We start from the raw sequence: 15,957 nt of genomic DNA, 5'->3' as shown, positions 1-15,957 counted from the left end.
GTAGGCATGAATCGTTAAGGATTTTATGATCAGGCGACGAAGCAATCACGCAATTATCAAGCAATTATCTAGTAATTAATCAAGTGATCATCGAGCATCCAGTATTCAGTATTCGGGGAGGTATCAGGAAATGGCTGGCTCTGTACCGCTATCTGCCAAGAAGCCATCCACGGTCAGGCAGCGCAAAGTGAATGAATCAAGCGCTGTGAAGTGGATTCTGATCGGGGCGGCAGTCTTGGTGCTGCTGTGGCTTATCGTTCTGCCATTGGTTGTTGTTCTTACCGAAGCCCTGAAGAAGGGCTGGGAAGTATATATTGAGGCTATCCGCGACCCGGATGCGCTGTCGGCCTTGAAGCTAACGCTTCTTGTCGCCGTCATTACCGTACCGTTGAATACGATTTTTGGCGTCGCTGCGGCTTGGGCCGTGACGAAGTTCAAATTCCGCGGGAAGCAGCTGCTCGTTACACTGATCGATCTACCATTTGCCGTATCACCGGTAATCGGCGGTTTGATCTACGTTCTGGTCTACGGTGCCAACGGCTGGTTTGGCCCGTGGCTGCAGGAGCATGATTTGAAAATTATTTTTGCCCTGCCGGGGATTATTCTGGCCACCTTATTCGTTACCTTTCCTTTTGTCGCCCGCGAGCTTATTCCGCTAATGGAGGATCAAGGACAGCAGGAGGAAGAGGCGGCGGTCATGCTGGGGGCACGGGGCTTCAAAATCTTCTGGAAAGTAACGCTGCCGAACATCAAATGGGGATTGCTGTACGGCATCATTTTATGTAATGCCAGAGCGATGGGGGAATTCGGCGCGGTGTCCGTCGTCTCCGGGCATATCCGGGGCGAGACCAACACGCTTCCCCTGCACGTGGAAATTTTGTATAACGAGTATCAGTTCTCCGCGTCGTTTGCCGTAGCTTCTTTGCTGCTGTTACTGGCGCTCGTGACCCTGTTATTCAAAAGCTGGTTTACCCGCAAAAGTCAGCATTAATGCTTCATCGAACGAAATATTCATAGGCTGAATTGCCGAGGAGAGGGAGGCAGTAAGTATGGCAAAACCATTGAAGGTTGACGATGTATGGTTGGATCGGATTGCAGGATTGTTAGACGAGATGGAATTCGGGTCGCTCAACATTGTCGTCCATGAAGGACAGATCGTTCAGGTGGAGCGTACAGAGCGCAAACGGTATGAAATAGGAGCCTCCGGCGCTGCCAAGTCCCCCGGGAGCCAGCGCAATGCGGCTCGGCCCTTGCGTCAGTCAGGAACTAGATAAATTAATTACAGCGATATGAACAAGAGAAAACCCCGATTCCGGTGGCTTCGAGGTCGGCAGACCTCGGGACAGCAGATATCGGGGTTTATTTTTTTGCTTGCGCGATCCGCGAAGCGGCTGCATTAAGGCGATGGCGAGTTTTTGGACCTTGATGCAGCATCCGCGCCCTCATCAGGCAAATCCGTAAGCTGCTCCTGTAGCAAGGACAGTTCGTCCTCTTCGAAGTAGTGGCCGACGAAGGGCCGCGACTTGCGCGGCCTGTTGTGGCTGAAGCGGAATCCGGTCAGAAAAAGCAACAGCTGCAGTGTAAGAACATACGGTGCCCAGGTTAAACCTATGAAATGGAGCAATGCAGCTAGACCGATCGCCACGGCTAGCCAGCGCTGCAGCAATGAACTGGACGACTCCCTGCGTCCGCCTCTGAGAAACGGATACATAACGAGCAGCGAGAACAGGCAAGAGAGGAAACGTGACCAGACATACAGCACGGCCCAACGTTCTTCTTCCATTTGGCTGGCCTGATCCAGCGAACCCAGAAACCAGAGGAGCAAGATAAAGAGGCCCGCGGTAAAAGCGAACGGCAGCGCATGCTGGATCTGCTGCCATATCGTCCAGCCCCAGCCTGGCTTCTCCGAGCGGCGCAGCAGCGTGCTGCGCTCCTCCATGAGGCGTTCGGTCTCGCGCTCAAGCGTTCTAAGCAGCAGCGTAAGGCGCGTGCTGTCTCGTTCCTCCATCATATAGGCTGCGATTTGCGTGAGTAAATCTTCAGTGACATAGGGCGCAGCTTTGCAAGCCAGCAGCTTATCGACCAGCGCGGCATGCTCGGCAGCGGACAATCCGCGCTGGCTGCCTGCTTCCCGGAGGAGCGCTCCCGTGGCTGCGGTGTATAGCTCCAAGCTTCGGTGCAAGCGGTCAAGCCGAACGTTAACCCGGTAGGCCGATCTTCGCTTGGAAGCGCCATATTGCCACGCGAACATGACGATCGCCGGGGCAATAATAATGGCTGCCGGGGTATACAATTGAAGCCACGCGATCCAATCCCAAAGAAACACCCGCACCACCCTTTCGATATTCCTCATTCCACTATTGCACACGTCAGGTGCGTTTTTCAAGCGCCAGAATTGGAAAATAACGAAGCGCTTATTTTTGCAAATCAAGTTCCTCCTAAAGTGGGTATATAGAGATCACTATCGTAATTTGGAGGGATTCTCATGGTTATGGGAAAAATCGCGCTGAAAATTTTTATCGGCTTCGTTGGGCTCTGGGTGCTGACGCGCCTGCTCGGGAAGAAGGAGATTTCCCAGCTTACGCCGTTCGATTTCGTTTCTTCCGTCATGCTGAGCGACCTGGTCGGTGAGACGGTATATGCCGAAGACATCAAATATTCGGAATTGATCTTTGCGTTGTTTTTATGGGGAGCATTGTCCTTCGTTTTTGAGAAAATATCGCAGAAGCTGAAGCGGGCGCGAGGCTTCCTGGACGGGAAGCGGTCCATCATCATCCGCGACGGCAAGGTAGATCTTCAGCATATGCGCCAAAACGGATTGGACTTCGATCAACTGCGCATGCTGCTCAGACAGCATGAAGTCTTCTTCATAAGCGAGGTGGCTTATGCTATATTTGAACCTAACGGAACGCTTAGCGTGATGAAGAGGCCGCAAGAGGAAGCGATCAAGCGTAAGGATCTCGGCTTGGACACTTTCAACGAGCAGGCAAGCTTGTCCTACTGCCTGGTAGAGAACGGCGTAATCGACCGCACAAGCCTGCAAATGATCGGCAAAGACGAAGCCTGGCTGCAGCGGCTGCTGCAGAACAGTGGTTATGAGCGGCTGGAGGACGTGGCCTATGCCGAGTGGAAGGAAGATGAGGATCTTTACGTAGTGCCGCAGCAGCGGAACAGAAGGGAGAATTAGAGTGGAGCGGGAGCAAGTTCGTGTAGTGAGGGAAATTCCGGATGCTGAAGATTATACGGCCCTAAGAAGCCAAGCGGGGTTAAGCCCGCGGAGCGAACGGGGAATCAGGATCGGCCTGGGCAACTCTCTTTTTGCGGTATGTTTGTATGCTGGAAATGAGCTCATCGGCATGGGGAGAGTTGTGGGTGATGGCGGCTGTTTTCTGCAAGTCGTGGATATCGCCGTGCGTCCGGATTATCAGGGGCAAGGGCTTGGAAAGCTCGTCATGGACGAGATTATGGACTATCTGGCTAGAGAGGCGCCGCCTGAAGCCTATGTCAGCCTCATCGCCGATCAGCCGGCAGACAAGCTGTATTCGAAATATGGCTTTCAGTACACGGCGCCAGCGTCTCTCGGCATGTATTTGAGGATATCGAAATAGCGCAGCGCTAGCTGAGCTTGGTGCATGATCCCCTGAACTGATAAATAAAGGAGATGTCTGTTTGACTGCCACTGTGATTGAAATTTTCTTGATTGCCATCCTGGCGGGAATCGTGGGCTCTGTTCTCGGTCTCGGCGGTGGAATCGTCGTTACTCCGGCACTGACACTGCTGTTCGGAGTAGAAATCAGCCATGCGATCGGAGCCAGCTTGATTTCGGTTATTGCGACTTCCAGCGGCTCGGCCGTAGCCTACATAAGAGATCGAATCACGAATGTGAGGGTAGGCATGTTCCTGGAAATTGCCACGACGATAGGGGCGATTACGGGAGCATTTCTCGCGGCGTTGATTGCGCCGAATTTCTTGTATTATATTTTCGCCCTGCTGCTATTGTATTCGGCTTATGCGATGGTGAAGAAGGGCAAGGAGGAAATCCCTGTGAACGTTCCGCAGCATCCCGTGGCGGAGAAGCTGGGGCTGGGCGGGGAGTATTATGATAAAGCGCTTGGCAAAAATATTACCTATAACGTAGATAAGGTGTACGAAGGTTTTGGCGTCATGTACGGCGCCGGCGTAGTTTCCGGGCTGCTTGGCATCGGCAGCGGAAGCTTTAAGGTGATGGCGATGGACGTTTTCATGAAGATGCCGCTCAAAGTATCGACGGCGACGAGCAACTTCATGATGGGCGTCACCGCTGCGGCCAGTGCGGGAATCTATTTCATGCGCGGTGATATCATTCCTGTAATTTCGGCCCCGGTGGCTCTCGGCGTGCTGATTGGGGCAACCATCGGAGCTAGGATCATGCAGCGAATGAAAAGCAAAACGATTCGCAAGCTGTTCATTCCGATTATGATCTACGTAGCTTGTCAAATGATCTACCAAGGATGGGGGGCATAACCTATGGCGGAGCAACAACAAGCAAGCCGTCAGAATCGTGCGGCAGAGGTCGAAATCGCCATCAGCAAAATGCTGCGCATCGGCATCGTGCTGGCGGGCCTCGTGATCGTCATCGGCCTGGTTCTGTTTCTCGTTACCGGGGACAGCGGCTATCCCGGGGATACATTCCCGACGAGCCTGCCGGAAATTTTCCGAGGCATGGTGGAACTGAAGTCCGTAGCCATTATCGAAGTCGGCTTGATTCTGCTCATTCTGACCCCGGTATTCCGCGTCTTTGTTTCGATGTTCGCGTTCATTCATGAGAAAGATTACCGCTTCGTGCTGATTTCGGTACTTGTCCTGGTCATTCTGGTCCTCAGCTTTGCGCTCGGCAAGGCTGGAGCCTAGTTGGGGCTGGAGCAACCTTAACATCTTTATCTAGCGCAGGGCATAACCTTTTGGTATAGTGCCAGCTTTAACTTACTGATCTAGCACAGCTTAACTTCTTGACCTAGGTCGGTTTAACTTTTTAGTTTAGCGCATTAGCTTTATGCACACCAGCTCTAAGCTCACCAGCTCTAAGCACATTAGCTTTATGCATACCAACTCTAAGCACAAAGCCTTTTCGCAAAGCCTTTTCCGCAAAGTCGGGGACTGACTTTATCTCGCAATCGAGGGCGTGGTCAGCTCCTATGCACCTGGAAGAGGCTTTTTTTGTTGTCCAGGATCGCCTGCGACGTTTGATCCGAGGCGGTTTGTGATAATTATAATAAAAAGCATCATCAAAATCAGAAGAGAGAAGGCGTTCGGAATGAAAATCGTCATTTACGGCAGTACAGGTACGATCGGCAAGGCTATTTTGGCGGAGGCGCTGCGGCGCGGGCATGAGGTGAGCGCCGTCGTTCGCAATACATCCAAGCTTGAGGGTGAAGCGGGGCAGGAGAGGCTTCATCTGTTGACCGGGGATATTTTGATGCCTGAATCGATTGCACAGGCCGTAGAGGGGAAAGATCTTGTCATTAGCGCTTACGGCCCGCAGTTCGGCCAGGAGGACGAGCTGCCGGAAGCGGCCCGGTCCTTGGTAGAGGGTGTAAAGCGGGGAGGAGTCCGCCGTTTGATCGTCGTGGGCGGAGCCGGAGGGCTGGAAACGGAGCAGGGCGTCCAGTTGATGGCTACCCCGGAATTTCCGGAGGAGATCCGTCCTTTAGCGAGAGCGCATGAGGAAGCCTATCACGTATACAAAGCCTCCGATCTGCTGTGGACGGTATTAAGTCCGGCAGCTGTCATCGAGCCGGGAAAACGAACAGGGCAATTCCGGATTGGCTTGAACCGTTTGGTTACGGACGAAAGGGATCAGAGCCACATCTCGGTCGAGGACTATGCTGTAGCTTTGCTGGATGAAGCCGAAGACCCGCAGTTCCCCGAGGCAAGATTTACAGTAGCGTATTAGTTCAGATTAGTGAAGCGAAATGAACAAGAATTAGGGATTGGCAGGGAGGCGTGTGGGTGCCTATGATGTAAGCAATAAAGCAGGATGTTGCGGAGAAGCCTATGATGAAAAGTAATAAGGCAGGCTAGCAGGCGGGGGGAATATGCAATGCAACTGGTTACTTCGGAACAGATGAGGGAGATCGATCAGTACACGATAAATATGCTGGGCATTCCAGCGATGGTATTAATGGAAAACGCCGGGCGAGCCATTGCCGAGGAGGTGCTGGCTTATTGCCGGGACAAAAGCCTGCGTACAACCGATAGCTGTCAACCGGTGCAGCACGCCGCATGGGGGTGGAATGGGCAGAAGCAACCGGCGGATGCTAAGGATGCCACGCTAGCTTACCAAACCTTCCAGGAGGCGGTGCGCTCGGATTTAGGTGGTGGAGAGACGCTGGCGGGGGAGCGTTGGCTGATCCTGATTGGCAAAGGCAACAACGGGGGCGACGGGTTGGTCTGTGCCCGTCACTTGGCGGACGCGGGTCTGGACGTCCGCCTGCTCTATGCGGAGCCGCCAGAATCGCTTCGCGGGGATGCGGCGGCGCAGCATGCGATTGCGGAGAGGCTGGGCCTGCCGCGATCGGTGTACACGCCCGGTGAGGCCGGGACTTTCTCCGGCTGCACCGGGATCGTCGACGCGCTGCTCGGCACGGGCGCAAAAGGGGCTCCGCGAGGGGCTTACGCTTCCCTGATCCGCGAAGCGAATGGAAGCGGTCTGCCGATCATCGCGGCAGACATCCCGAGCGGTATGGACGCCGATACGGGCGGCTTGCACGACCCATGCATCCTGGCCCGGAAGACGGTTAGCCTGGCCTTTATGAAGGCGGGGCTGACTCAATATCCGGGAGCGGAGGCGGCCGGGGAGGTCGTGGTGCGCTATATCGGCATCCCGGCTGCATTGCCGCCGCATGTGCCCGGGGCGGGGCAGCTGTTGACCGCGGCCTCGCTGCAGAGCGAGCTCGGCGTTAGCGTGGACCGTCCCCGCCGGGCGGACGGCCACAAGGGCACGTACGGGCACGTGCTGCTGGCCGCAGGCAGCCTGCCGATGAGCGGCGCGGCGCTGCTCTCGGCCAAGGCCGCGCTGCGCGCCGGCTGCGGGCTGGCCACGTGGGCGCTGCCGGCGACGCTGCTGCCGCACGCGGCAGGCGCCGTGCCCGAGCTCATGACCGCCCCGGTTCCCGATGACGGGAACGGGGCGTGGAGCGAGGCCGCCGCAGACGAAGTGCTGCGGCTCATGCAGGCGCGCGATGTGCTCGCCGTCGGCCCGGGGCTTGGCCGCTTCCCGGGCGAGGCGGGCTTCCTGCGCGCCCTGTGGGAGGGCATCCCCCGTCCACTTGTCGTGGACGCGGATGCCCTGAACATCCTCGCTGCGGCCGGAGGCCTGGCAGCGTGGCAGCGCCGGGACGCGGCGACGGTGCTGACGCCGCATCCCGGCGAAATGGCCCGGCTCGCCGGGCTGAGCACGGCCGAGGTCCAGCGGGACCGCCTCGGCCTGGCGCGCCGCTTCGCCGCGCAGTACGGCGTGACGCTGGTGCTCAAAGGGGCCCGCACGGTCGTTGCGGACCCTGGCGGCCGCGTCTACGTCAACACCACCGGTCACCCCGGGATGGCGACCGGAGGCAGCGGCGATGTGCTCACCGGCATCATCGCCTCACTGCTGGCCCAAGGCCTGAGCGGGATTCAAGCCGCTGCGCTGGGCGTCTACCTGCACGGCCTGGCCGGAGAGCGCGCCGCCTTGGCGCGATGGACATCCGGCTCCCTGCTTGCCGGAGACATCATCGAGGCGTTGTAGCGCTTGTTGGCACTGCTATATGCACAGGTATACGCACCGGAAGGATCTCGCGTAACGCGGATGCCAGAGCTTTTCGCTCGGGGGAAGTCCGACTTATGAAGTACCCCTGCTCGCAGTCAATTGGCGCCACATGAGGGTGGTCAGCCACATTGGGGAATGCCGCAATTTTACGTCGTAACCATCGCTCCGCCGTTCACGTGCACGACTTCTCCGGTGACGAAGCTGGAATCGCTGCTGGCGAGGTATACATAGGCGGGAGCCAGCTCATACGGCTGAGCCGCACGTTTGATGGGCGCATCCGTACCGAAGACGGAGACCTCCTCTGCGCTGAAGCTGGAGGCAATGAGCGGCGTCCAGGTCGAGCCCGGGGCCACGGCGTTAACGCGAATGCCGCAGTCGATCAGCGAGAGCGACAGGGAGCGCGTGAACGAGACGATCGCTCCTTTGGTCGATGAATAATCGATCAATGTCTTATGGCCTTGATAAGCCGTGATGGAGGCGGTGTTAATAATCGAGCTGCCTCGGCACAAATGGGGCAATGCGGCCTGAACCATAAAGAAAAACGGAAAAATATTCGTTTGAAAAGTCTGATAAAGCTGCTGCTCTGAAATATCAGCAATGCTTTGCTGAGGATATTGTACGCCGTGATTGTTGACCAGAATATCGAGCCGGCCAAAGGTAGAGATCGTGTCACGGACGACGGCTTCGCAATTTTGCTTGAATCGCAGATCGATTTTGATGGGGAGACAGCATTGGCCGAGCGCTTCAACACGGGCTTTGGTCTCCAGGGCGTCCGAGGTTTCCCACAAGTAGGGGATCACGACGTCCGCTCCTTCTTTGGCAAAAGCGATCGCGACGGCCCGGCCGATGCCGCTGTCACCGCCAGTGATAATGGCAACTTTGCCCTTCAGCTTGCAGCTGCCGTGGTAGTTCGGATTTTCCGAGATCGGGCGGGGATGCATCAAGCTTTCCAGGCCAGGCTGAAACGGCTGATGCTGGGGCGGGAAGGCGATGGGTTGTTCTTTGCATACCGTTTCCTTGGCATAATACGGATAAACGGGGTTGCCGTTGTCTCCCGGGTAAGGATGCATGTGGTGTCCTGGCATCGTGGAAAGCTCATGGCCTGCGGGATGCACAAAGTCTTTGTGACCGTGCGACGGGCCGTGCAACGCTATGGGGGCGTTCGGATGCATAGGGAAAACCGGGTTTACTGGGCTTATGGGATTTATTGAACTCATTGGATGCATTGGGTGCATTGAATGCGCTGAATGCATGGAGCTCGTTGGATTCATCGGGTTCAACCGCAAAACCTCCAAAAATTAATCATAATAATTCCTCTGGAGTATGAGTATGCATATGCCTAGATAAGAGTGCCGATGATTGACTTTTGACGTAAAAATTGATAGCATTTTTCATAAAGTGGAGTTGTTTGGTCGGAATTAGATCAATTGAAGCTCGCAACGGCAGATTAGATCGCAACGGAAAAATTAGCTATGATAGTATATAGCGAGTGACAATGAACCTAAGCAAAGGAGAATATAGATATGCCAAAGGTAACGATTATTAACGGCAGCCCCACGCCCGGCTCACGTCTAACGGCGATGATCGGACTGGCGGATGAGCTGCTGCGCAAGCAGGATTTTGAAGTTAATCATGTCAATGTGGGCGAGCTTCCTCCGGAAGATCTCATCCATACGAAGTTCGAGAGCGAAGCGATCGTGAAGGCGAACGGGCTTGTGGCCGAAGCGGACGCCGTCATTATCGCCAGCCCGGTGTACAAGGCGTCCTACACGGGAGTGCTGAAGACATTCCTGGACCTTGTCCCGGAAAAAGGCCTGGCCGGCAAAATCATCCTGCCGCTCTTTATCGGCGGAAGCCTTGCGCATCTGCTGTCGATCGACTATTCGCTTAAGCCGGTGTTATCGGCCCTGGGCGCGCGCCATATTTTGGGCGGAGTATACGCAGTTGATGCCTACATCGCCCGCACGGATCAAGGCGGCTTCAACATCAACGAGGAACTGGTTACGCGGTTGGAGGACAACGTAGCCGAATTGGTCGAGGAGACCAAGCGGCGCATCCAATACGCAGCCTTGAAGTAGGCCAAGCAAGCTAAAGTTAAAAAAGCTCTAAATCATTCGTAATGAACGATTTAGAGTTTTTTTTGGTTTGTTGAAACCGCAAAAATGATGCAAAAGTGCAGGATTTTTTTCATCAGAGGAGGAAAATAGGGAAGATTCCTGCAATAGTGCAGTATTTTCCTTCGTTATTGGCCGATATGAAGCAAATTCGGAGGAATTCCTGTACTATCGCATCAATTTTTATCAATTAAGGAAGAATCCTTTTGAAATGATGTACTTTAAGCAAACCAGGCCACTCCGCGTATATTCCAACAGTCCCGAGCATACAGTTACCACTTCGAATAACTGATAACTCCGAACATACTGTCCCGCCTCGAGCATGCTGACTCACTCCAAGCATACAGCTCCGCCTCGAGCATGCTGACTCACTCCAAGCATACAGCTCCGCCTCGAGCATGCTAACTCACTCCGAACATACTGTCCCGCCTCGAGCATGCTGACTCACTCAGGCATACAGCCCCACCTCAAGAATAGTGACCGAACTAATCGAGGAGACTAAACGGCGCATCCAACATGCATCCCTAAAGTAAAATTCCAGCAAGCTAAAGTTAAAAAAGCTCTAAATCATTAGTAATGAACGATTTAGAGCTCTTTTTGAGTTTGTTGAAATTGCAAAAATGATGCAATAGTGCAGGATTTTTTTCACCGGAGGAGGAAAATAGGGAAGATTCCTGCAATAGTGCAGTATTTTCCTTCATTATTGGCCGATATGAAGCAAATTCGGAGGAATTCCTGCATTTTCGCATCAATCTTGATCAACATAAGAAGAATCCATCTAAACTGATGTACTTTTGCAGCAAACCAGGCACTCCGCGTATATTCCAACAGTCCCAAGCATACAGTAACCACTTCGAATAACTGATTACTCCGAGCATACAGCCCCACTCCGAGCATACAGCCCCATCTCGAGCATCCTGCCTACTTCAAGCCACCCCGAGCAATTTGACTGTTCTGAAGATACTGAGCCTTGCCAGCATACTGCACACTATTAGCACGCTAACCACCTCGAGCTCCCACATTCTATTCACCCTCTTACTGCTTCACGGACTCCACCTTGACGACGGGAATACGTATATATCGTCCTGCAGGCTGGCCTACGATGATGGAGTCATCAGGCGAACTGATGAACTGCTCTTCGACTGTCCCGCTCTCCTGGGATTCCATATAATGCTCGGTGTAATGCGTGAATCGTCCAGTGACTGTGGCTTCTCCTTCATAGAAGGTGAAATCGCCCTGCAGGATGAGATAGCTATTCTCGCCGAAGGCGAGAACTTCTCCGGTTCCTGGGGAAGTGACGGTGCTGGTGAAACGGACAAGGGCGCCGGGATAGTAGGCGACGTTATCGGCGGAAATATCTACGTAAGTTTGCTTGACTCCGGTAAACTCAAAGTGATCACCGTAACGGACATATATGGCCGTTTCGCCCTCGCCTTCACCAAACGGATTCACGACATGCAGCGTGTCGTCATACTGAACGATCAAGTCGTCCGCTTCGATTGAAAACATCAGTTTGATGCGATCCTCCAGCACTTCGAAAGCGGTATAAAGCGTTTCGCGCGCAGCCGAGTCCGATTCGATAACCACGACAGGGGTGCTAGAGGTGCTTAAAACCGGGTCGATGCGCAGACTGCGGATTTCTGCATGGGTGGGCAAGTCGGGATTTGATAAGATTTGCACGCTTTCTTCGCTGTTCATCCGGCCGAAAAATAACTGGTTGCCCGCGTCGATCGCGGCGACGTAAACGCTCGAGCCGAACTTTTTCGTGCCGCCCGCGACGTGCTTATAGCTCTCCCCGTCGCCGGAAACCGGCAGAAGCCGAACAGGTTCGGCGGCTACCCAGGCCAGCTCGGTCGCACGGATTTCCGCTTTGGTATTCTGGTAATTGCCGAGCGCCGTATACAGGTCGATCGCTTCCTGATAATTTCCGCTGGCCGTGCTTTTTTTAGCGGAGCGGAGCAGCTTGTCGATCCCGTTCTTGGCATAGGCAAGCACCTTGGAACGCGGGCTCGCGGAGCTGGCGAATGTCTCGAATTGGCGGGAGTGCAGGGCAAAGGCGGCGTAATCGTTGTTGTCCCAATCTTTTTTCAGCAGGGAATCCATCAATCCGTCCGTCTTGGCTATAACCCACGGTGCATCATGCTGATGGGCTTCGTATTGCTCCACCATGGACGAAGCGTTCTGCAGCATGGCCTCGATATAACCGCTCGATGTGATCCGCTCCAGTTTGGTTTCATCATATTGCTGGAATAGCTCATTCAGTTGAGCAAGCCAATCCTGCTCCGTTCCGAAAAAGTGGGCGGGCATGCGCAGCAGCTTCCACTTGAACGATTCATCATCATAATTGCCATGCTCTAAATTACGTTTAGGCTCCTCCAGCAGAGCTGTGCGGAATTGTTTGAAATAATCCATGAAGCTTTGCGAAATGCCGTAATGCTCAGAGACCTGTTTATAGTAATCGCTGTAAGGTCCTTCGGGTGTCATATAGCTGCTGCGGACCTGTTGAAGGCCGGCATAGGCGTCCATTAGGTGTTCGAAATCGTCTGCCCGTGCCGCCGAGGATGCTTGGCTTAGGATGTCAGACAGGATTTCCTTCATAGCCGTGATCGGCGCCAGCTCTTCGAGCCGGGAGGAGATGAGTTCCTCTTTATATCGAATCGTCTTATTGCTCCAAGCCTTCTGATACAAGGTCTCGGAGTCGATCAGATTTTTTTCCTCATATAAGGCTTCCGCTTGATCGATCGTACTGAGCTTCTGGGAAATTCCAATTCCTTTGTATATTAGCAACGGAATCATTAATACACATAATAAAATGAGCAGATGATGCAGGGTTAACCATTTTTTATACGTCATGGATGTTAGACCTCGGCTTTATTTGTTGAAAATCGGCATCCCACTGGTATTTCTCCTCATAGATCCGTGCTGTCTCCGCTTTTAAGGCTCCCCAGTTTAAATCAGGATTCTCCGTGACGATGCGGTACAGTCGGAGAAACCGGTCCTTGGGCAGCTTGCGGGCGTAACGGGCCAAGAATCCGGCATAGGCCAGCACGTAGCGCTTCATTCTTACCGCTGCACCCGCTACTCCGGCGAGGATGTCAGCCCCGTGCTCCATCGCCGTAATTTGCTGTTCGTATTTGATAACATATTGGAAGGTCCGGTCTTTAATAAGCTCTCGCTTGATTTTGGCCAGCTCGCCGATGTAGGAAGCCAGCTCGGGGTCGAAATCCTCGAGCAGCAGCGACTCCAGCTCCAGATCCATATCCTTGCGCAGCACAAGGGATTGCAGGAGAAAGATTTGCAGCTTGCGAATATGGTCGTTGCGAATGAGGACGGCGACTTCACGCATCAATTCATAGGAACGCGCCTCGTTCTCCTGCGCGGCAGCGATGTCCAGATTGCGTACGAGACCGTTTGTGATGCGATCCCGATCGCGGACGAACATTTTGCTTAGCTCGATGGAAGTTCGGCTCGCCAGCGCCTTGCGCCGCACGAATAGGAGAAGGGCCATAAGCGCAGCTCCGGAGACCGCCGAAATCGCGATAAACTGAAAAGTAGGGCTGAATACGACCGCGATCAACGTCAGCAGGAGGGTGAGCAGCAGATCATTGCTCAAGGAGCGCTTCGCCGCGCGCAGCGCCAGTTCCTGAACGGGAAGCAGCGCCGATTTGCCGCAGATCGTGCAGTTCTCTTCCATAAGTGCGGTATAGTTATGGCAATTTTTGCAGCATCTTAACTTTTCATAGGCATATTTCGTTTTTATTGGAGGGCGCAGTACAATATTTTTCTTTTTCATGACACTCTCTCTTCATGGTTAATAAGCTGCAGCAATTGTGCGTCAAGTTCTTGGGGGGCAACGATATGACCCCTGCGCGTGTAATAGAGTACGGACTTAACGATGGCAAATAGAAACAAAAGGGTCAGGCATCCGTATGTAACCATATGCGGCTTCCTTTCGTAATTGAATTATGAAGGTATTAATTATATCATATGGACAACGCTAGGCTTGGTAGATTTTGACGAAACATAGGGAAGAATCTTCTCAACCTCTTAACCTTTTTTTAAGGAATATTGATTACAATAAGAAAAATGATCGATGTAGTTCAAGGTGGCCAGACCGCGATTAGCGGTAATTTTTCTTGCGATTATAGAATTATTCAGCTCCGCTTGAAAACTATACATCGTAGATAAAGCTCTAGTACAATTATACTATTGAAACCAGAATAAAGGAGCACGATTATGCAAAAGCGTTATAAGCAGTCTTTACGTATATTAACGGCTTTCATGGTCTTTTGGTTACTCGTTTCTACGCTGGGCTCCGAGATTTACGGGGCGGCGCCGTCAGCGCAGGGGAGTCAGCCCGGCTCGCGAATCGATGCGGTGCTCGTCATTGACGTCAGCAACTCCATGAAGACGAGCGACTCGAATAAAGTCGGCAACGAAGCGATGAAGATGTTCATCGACATGCTGTCCGCGAAGGGGGATAAAGTAGGTATTATCGCCTATACGGACAAAATCCAGCGGGAGAAGGCGCTGCTTGAGATCAAAGCCCCCGAGGATAAGCAGGATTTAAAGGATTTCATCGACGGACTCGACAGGGGGCCGTACACCGATATCGCAGTGGGAATTAAGGAAGCGGTCAAGGTGCTGCAAAAAGGCTCCGACCCGAGCCACGAGCCGATGATCGTCCTGCTTGCGGACGGCAACAATGATTTCAACAAAAGCTCCGGGCGTACGCAGAGCGCATCCGACAAAGAGCTGAATCAAGCGGTCGAGGAAGCGAAGGCAGCCGGCATTCCGATCTATACGATCGGGCTGAATGCCGATGGCAAGCTGAACAAAGCGCCGCTAGAAGACCTGGCGAACCAGACAGCCGCCAAGTCCTTCTCGACCAGCACAGCGGATGACCTTCCGCGTATACTTAGCGAAATATTCGCCAGCCACCTGAAGCTGAAGATCGTCCCGATCCAGAGCATGACGGGCACGGGCAGTTTCCAGGAGGTTACGGTCAACGTGCCGAATGCGAACGTGCTCGAAGCCAACATTTCGATCATGTCGTCGCAGCCGGTTGAGACGGAGCTGGTGAACCCTGCAGGGGACAAAATAGCGGTTCCGTCGGATGATGTCCTGCTGTCCAAGTCGAAGAGCTATTCCCTCATTAAGCTGCTGAGTCCGGCCGAGGGCGATTGGAAGCTGCGAGTCAAGGGAGCGTCCAAGGATAAAATCGACATCAATCTCGTCTTCAACTACGATTTGGAGCTGGAGATGGAGCCGATTTCGGCGGGAAGCCATAAGCCCGGCGACAAGGTGCAGATCGGAGCATACCTGACGAGCAACGGCCAGAAGCTTCAAACTGCCGAGCTGTACAAGAACATGAACGCCGTGCTGCTTGCGAAGGATCTGGACAGCGGCAAGACGGAGGAAATCAAGCTGAACAACACGGGCGATAAATTCGAGGGAACGTTCGAAATTCCCGAAGCCCATGATTATGAGCTGAAGGTGCGCGCCGAGGAGCGCAGCTTCTACCGGGAGTCTGAGCCGGTGACGATCAGCGCCAAAGCTGCTTCCGGGGGAGCGGCGGCGACGAAGCCGACAGCGCCAGCGGCCCCTGAGGAAGAGAAGCCGTTTCCGTGGCTTACCGTCGTCATCTCAGCCATAGCCGCAGCTGTTCTCGCGGCAGCCGCTTATTTCATTACTACAGCCGTGAAAAAAGCGAACCGCGGTTTCGTCGGGCAAATCGTCATCGAAATCCGCGATGAGAATACGCACGAGAAGTCGTTCCCACAATATAAGAAATTGACGGCCTTCAAGGGCAAGTTCAATTTGCATCAGTTGCTGCAGCTTGCGCCGGAGCTGAAGGAGACGGAGAAAATCGTCTTCACCCCGGCGAAGGGAGACCGGATTACTCTGCGCAACGGTTCGGCTGCCACGGTCGAGAAGTCCGGACGGGTCGTAGATGCGAGCGCGGGACTGGAGCTGAAGAGCGGAGACCGAATTACGCTGCCGCTGCAGCATATGGATAAGACAATTTTCATAGAGTACCTGGTATAAATTTGAGGG

The 15,957-nt window shown here is 53.8% G+C and carries 14 protein-coding genes; 10 read left to right on the top strand and 4 right to left on the bottom strand.

What is annotated here, in order from left to right:
* Positions 1 to 130: 130 nt before the first annotated feature.
* Positions 131 to 991 carry a sulfate ABC transporter permease subunit CysW gene (gene cysW / locus ACYUJT_RS08095; RefSeq protein ID WP_460320373.1) on the top strand — a complete coding sequence of 287 codons (861 nt, stop codon included), beginning with the start codon at positions 131 to 133 and terminating at the stop codon, positions 989 to 991.
* A 58-nt stretch (positions 992 to 1,049) separates the two neighbouring features.
* Positions 1,050 to 1,274: a YezD family protein gene (locus ACYUJT_RS08090; protein WP_460320370.1), complete on the top strand. Its 225-nt coding sequence runs from the start codon at positions 1,050 to 1,052 to the stop codon at positions 1,272 to 1,274.
* A gap of 122 nt (positions 1,275 to 1,396) precedes the next feature.
* Here the strand turns inward: ACYUJT_RS08090 and ACYUJT_RS08085 are convergent, their stop codons facing one another.
* Complete coding sequence (locus tag ACYUJT_RS08085; RefSeq protein WP_460320369.1) at positions 1,397 to 2,353, bottom strand: hypothetical protein; 957 nt, start codon at positions 2,351 to 2,353, stop codon at positions 1,397 to 1,399.
* A 132-nt stretch (positions 2,354 to 2,485) separates the two neighbouring features.
* Between ACYUJT_RS08085 and ACYUJT_RS08080 the strand changes: the two genes are divergently transcribed.
* The 6 genes from ACYUJT_RS08080 (at position 2,486) to ACYUJT_RS08055 (ending at position 7,765) form a co-directional block, all read left to right on the top strand.
* Positions 2,486 to 3,187: a DUF421 domain-containing protein gene (locus tag ACYUJT_RS08080; protein WP_460320367.1), complete on the top strand. Its 702-nt coding sequence runs from the start codon at positions 2,486 to 2,488 to the stop codon at positions 3,185 to 3,187.
* 1 nt (position 3,188) lies between these two features.
* Complete coding sequence (locus ACYUJT_RS08075; RefSeq protein ID WP_460320365.1) at positions 3,189 to 3,608, top strand: GNAT family N-acetyltransferase; 420 nt, start codon at positions 3,189 to 3,191, stop codon at positions 3,606 to 3,608.
* A gap of 61 nt (positions 3,609 to 3,669) precedes the next feature.
* Complete coding sequence (locus ACYUJT_RS08070; protein ID WP_460320362.1) at positions 3,670 to 4,503, top strand: sulfite exporter TauE/SafE family protein; 834 nt, start codon at positions 3,670 to 3,672, stop codon at positions 4,501 to 4,503.
* 3 nt (positions 4,504 to 4,506) lie between these two features.
* Positions 4,507 to 4,890: a DUF1634 domain-containing protein gene (locus ACYUJT_RS08065; protein WP_460320359.1), complete on the top strand. Its 384-nt coding sequence runs from the start codon at positions 4,507 to 4,509 to the stop codon at positions 4,888 to 4,890.
* Between the two features lie 403 nt (positions 4,891 to 5,293).
* Positions 5,294 to 5,932: an NAD(P)-dependent oxidoreductase gene (locus ACYUJT_RS08060; RefSeq protein WP_460320356.1), complete on the top strand. Its 639-nt coding sequence runs from the start codon at positions 5,294 to 5,296 to the stop codon at positions 5,930 to 5,932.
* Between the two features lie 147 nt (positions 5,933 to 6,079).
* The gene (locus tag ACYUJT_RS08055) at positions 6,080 to 7,765 is read left to right on the top strand and encodes an NAD(P)H-hydrate dehydratase (RefSeq protein ID WP_460320353.1); all 1,686 of its coding nucleotides are present in this window, start codon (positions 6,080 to 6,082) and stop codon (positions 7,763 to 7,765) included.
* A gap of 167 nt (positions 7,766 to 7,932) precedes the next feature.
* Here ACYUJT_RS08055 and ACYUJT_RS08050 read toward each other — a convergent pair whose 3' ends face one another.
* Positions 7,933 to 8,856, bottom strand: coding sequence for an SDR family oxidoreductase (locus ACYUJT_RS08050; RefSeq protein ID WP_460321577.1), 924 nt, complete (start codon positions 8,854 to 8,856; stop codon positions 7,933 to 7,935).
* 453 nt (positions 8,857 to 9,309) lie between these two features.
* Here ACYUJT_RS08050 and ssuE point away from each other — a divergent pair, with 453 nt between their 5' ends.
* Positions 9,310 to 9,864 carry an NADPH-dependent FMN reductase gene (ssuE, locus tag ACYUJT_RS08045; protein WP_460320350.1) on the top strand — a complete coding sequence of 185 codons (555 nt, stop codon included), beginning with the start codon at positions 9,310 to 9,312 and terminating at the stop codon, positions 9,862 to 9,864.
* A gap of 1,071 nt (positions 9,865 to 10,935) precedes the next feature.
* Here the strand turns inward: ssuE and ACYUJT_RS08040 are convergent.
* Both ACYUJT_RS08040 and ACYUJT_RS08035 read right to left on the bottom strand, forming a co-directional pair.
* Positions 10,936 to 12,753: a hypothetical protein gene (locus ACYUJT_RS08040; RefSeq protein WP_460320348.1), complete on the bottom strand. Its 1,818-nt coding sequence runs from the start codon at positions 12,751 to 12,753 to the stop codon at positions 10,936 to 10,938.
* On the bottom strand, positions 12,743 to 13,693 hold the full coding sequence (locus ACYUJT_RS08035) for a hypothetical protein (protein ID WP_460320345.1): 951 nt from the start codon (positions 13,691 to 13,693) through the stop codon (positions 12,743 to 12,745). Before ACYUJT_RS08035 ends, ACYUJT_RS08040 begins: the two co-directional genes overlap by 11 nt.
* A 443-nt stretch (positions 13,694 to 14,136) precedes the next feature.
* On the opposite strand from ACYUJT_RS08035, the gene ACYUJT_RS08030 reads away from it, so the two are divergent.
* Entirely contained in the window at positions 14,137 to 15,948 is a 1,812-nt protein-coding gene (locus ACYUJT_RS08030) for a VWA domain-containing protein (RefSeq protein WP_460320342.1), read from the top strand.
* The last annotated feature ends 9 nt before the right edge of the window (positions 15,949 to 15,957 follow it).

This window comes from Paenibacillus sp. YSY-4.3, from assembly GCF_054767475.1.
The sequence above is the reverse complement of the archived record's forward strand: the minus strand, read 5'-3'. Positions and strand labels throughout refer to the sequence as shown.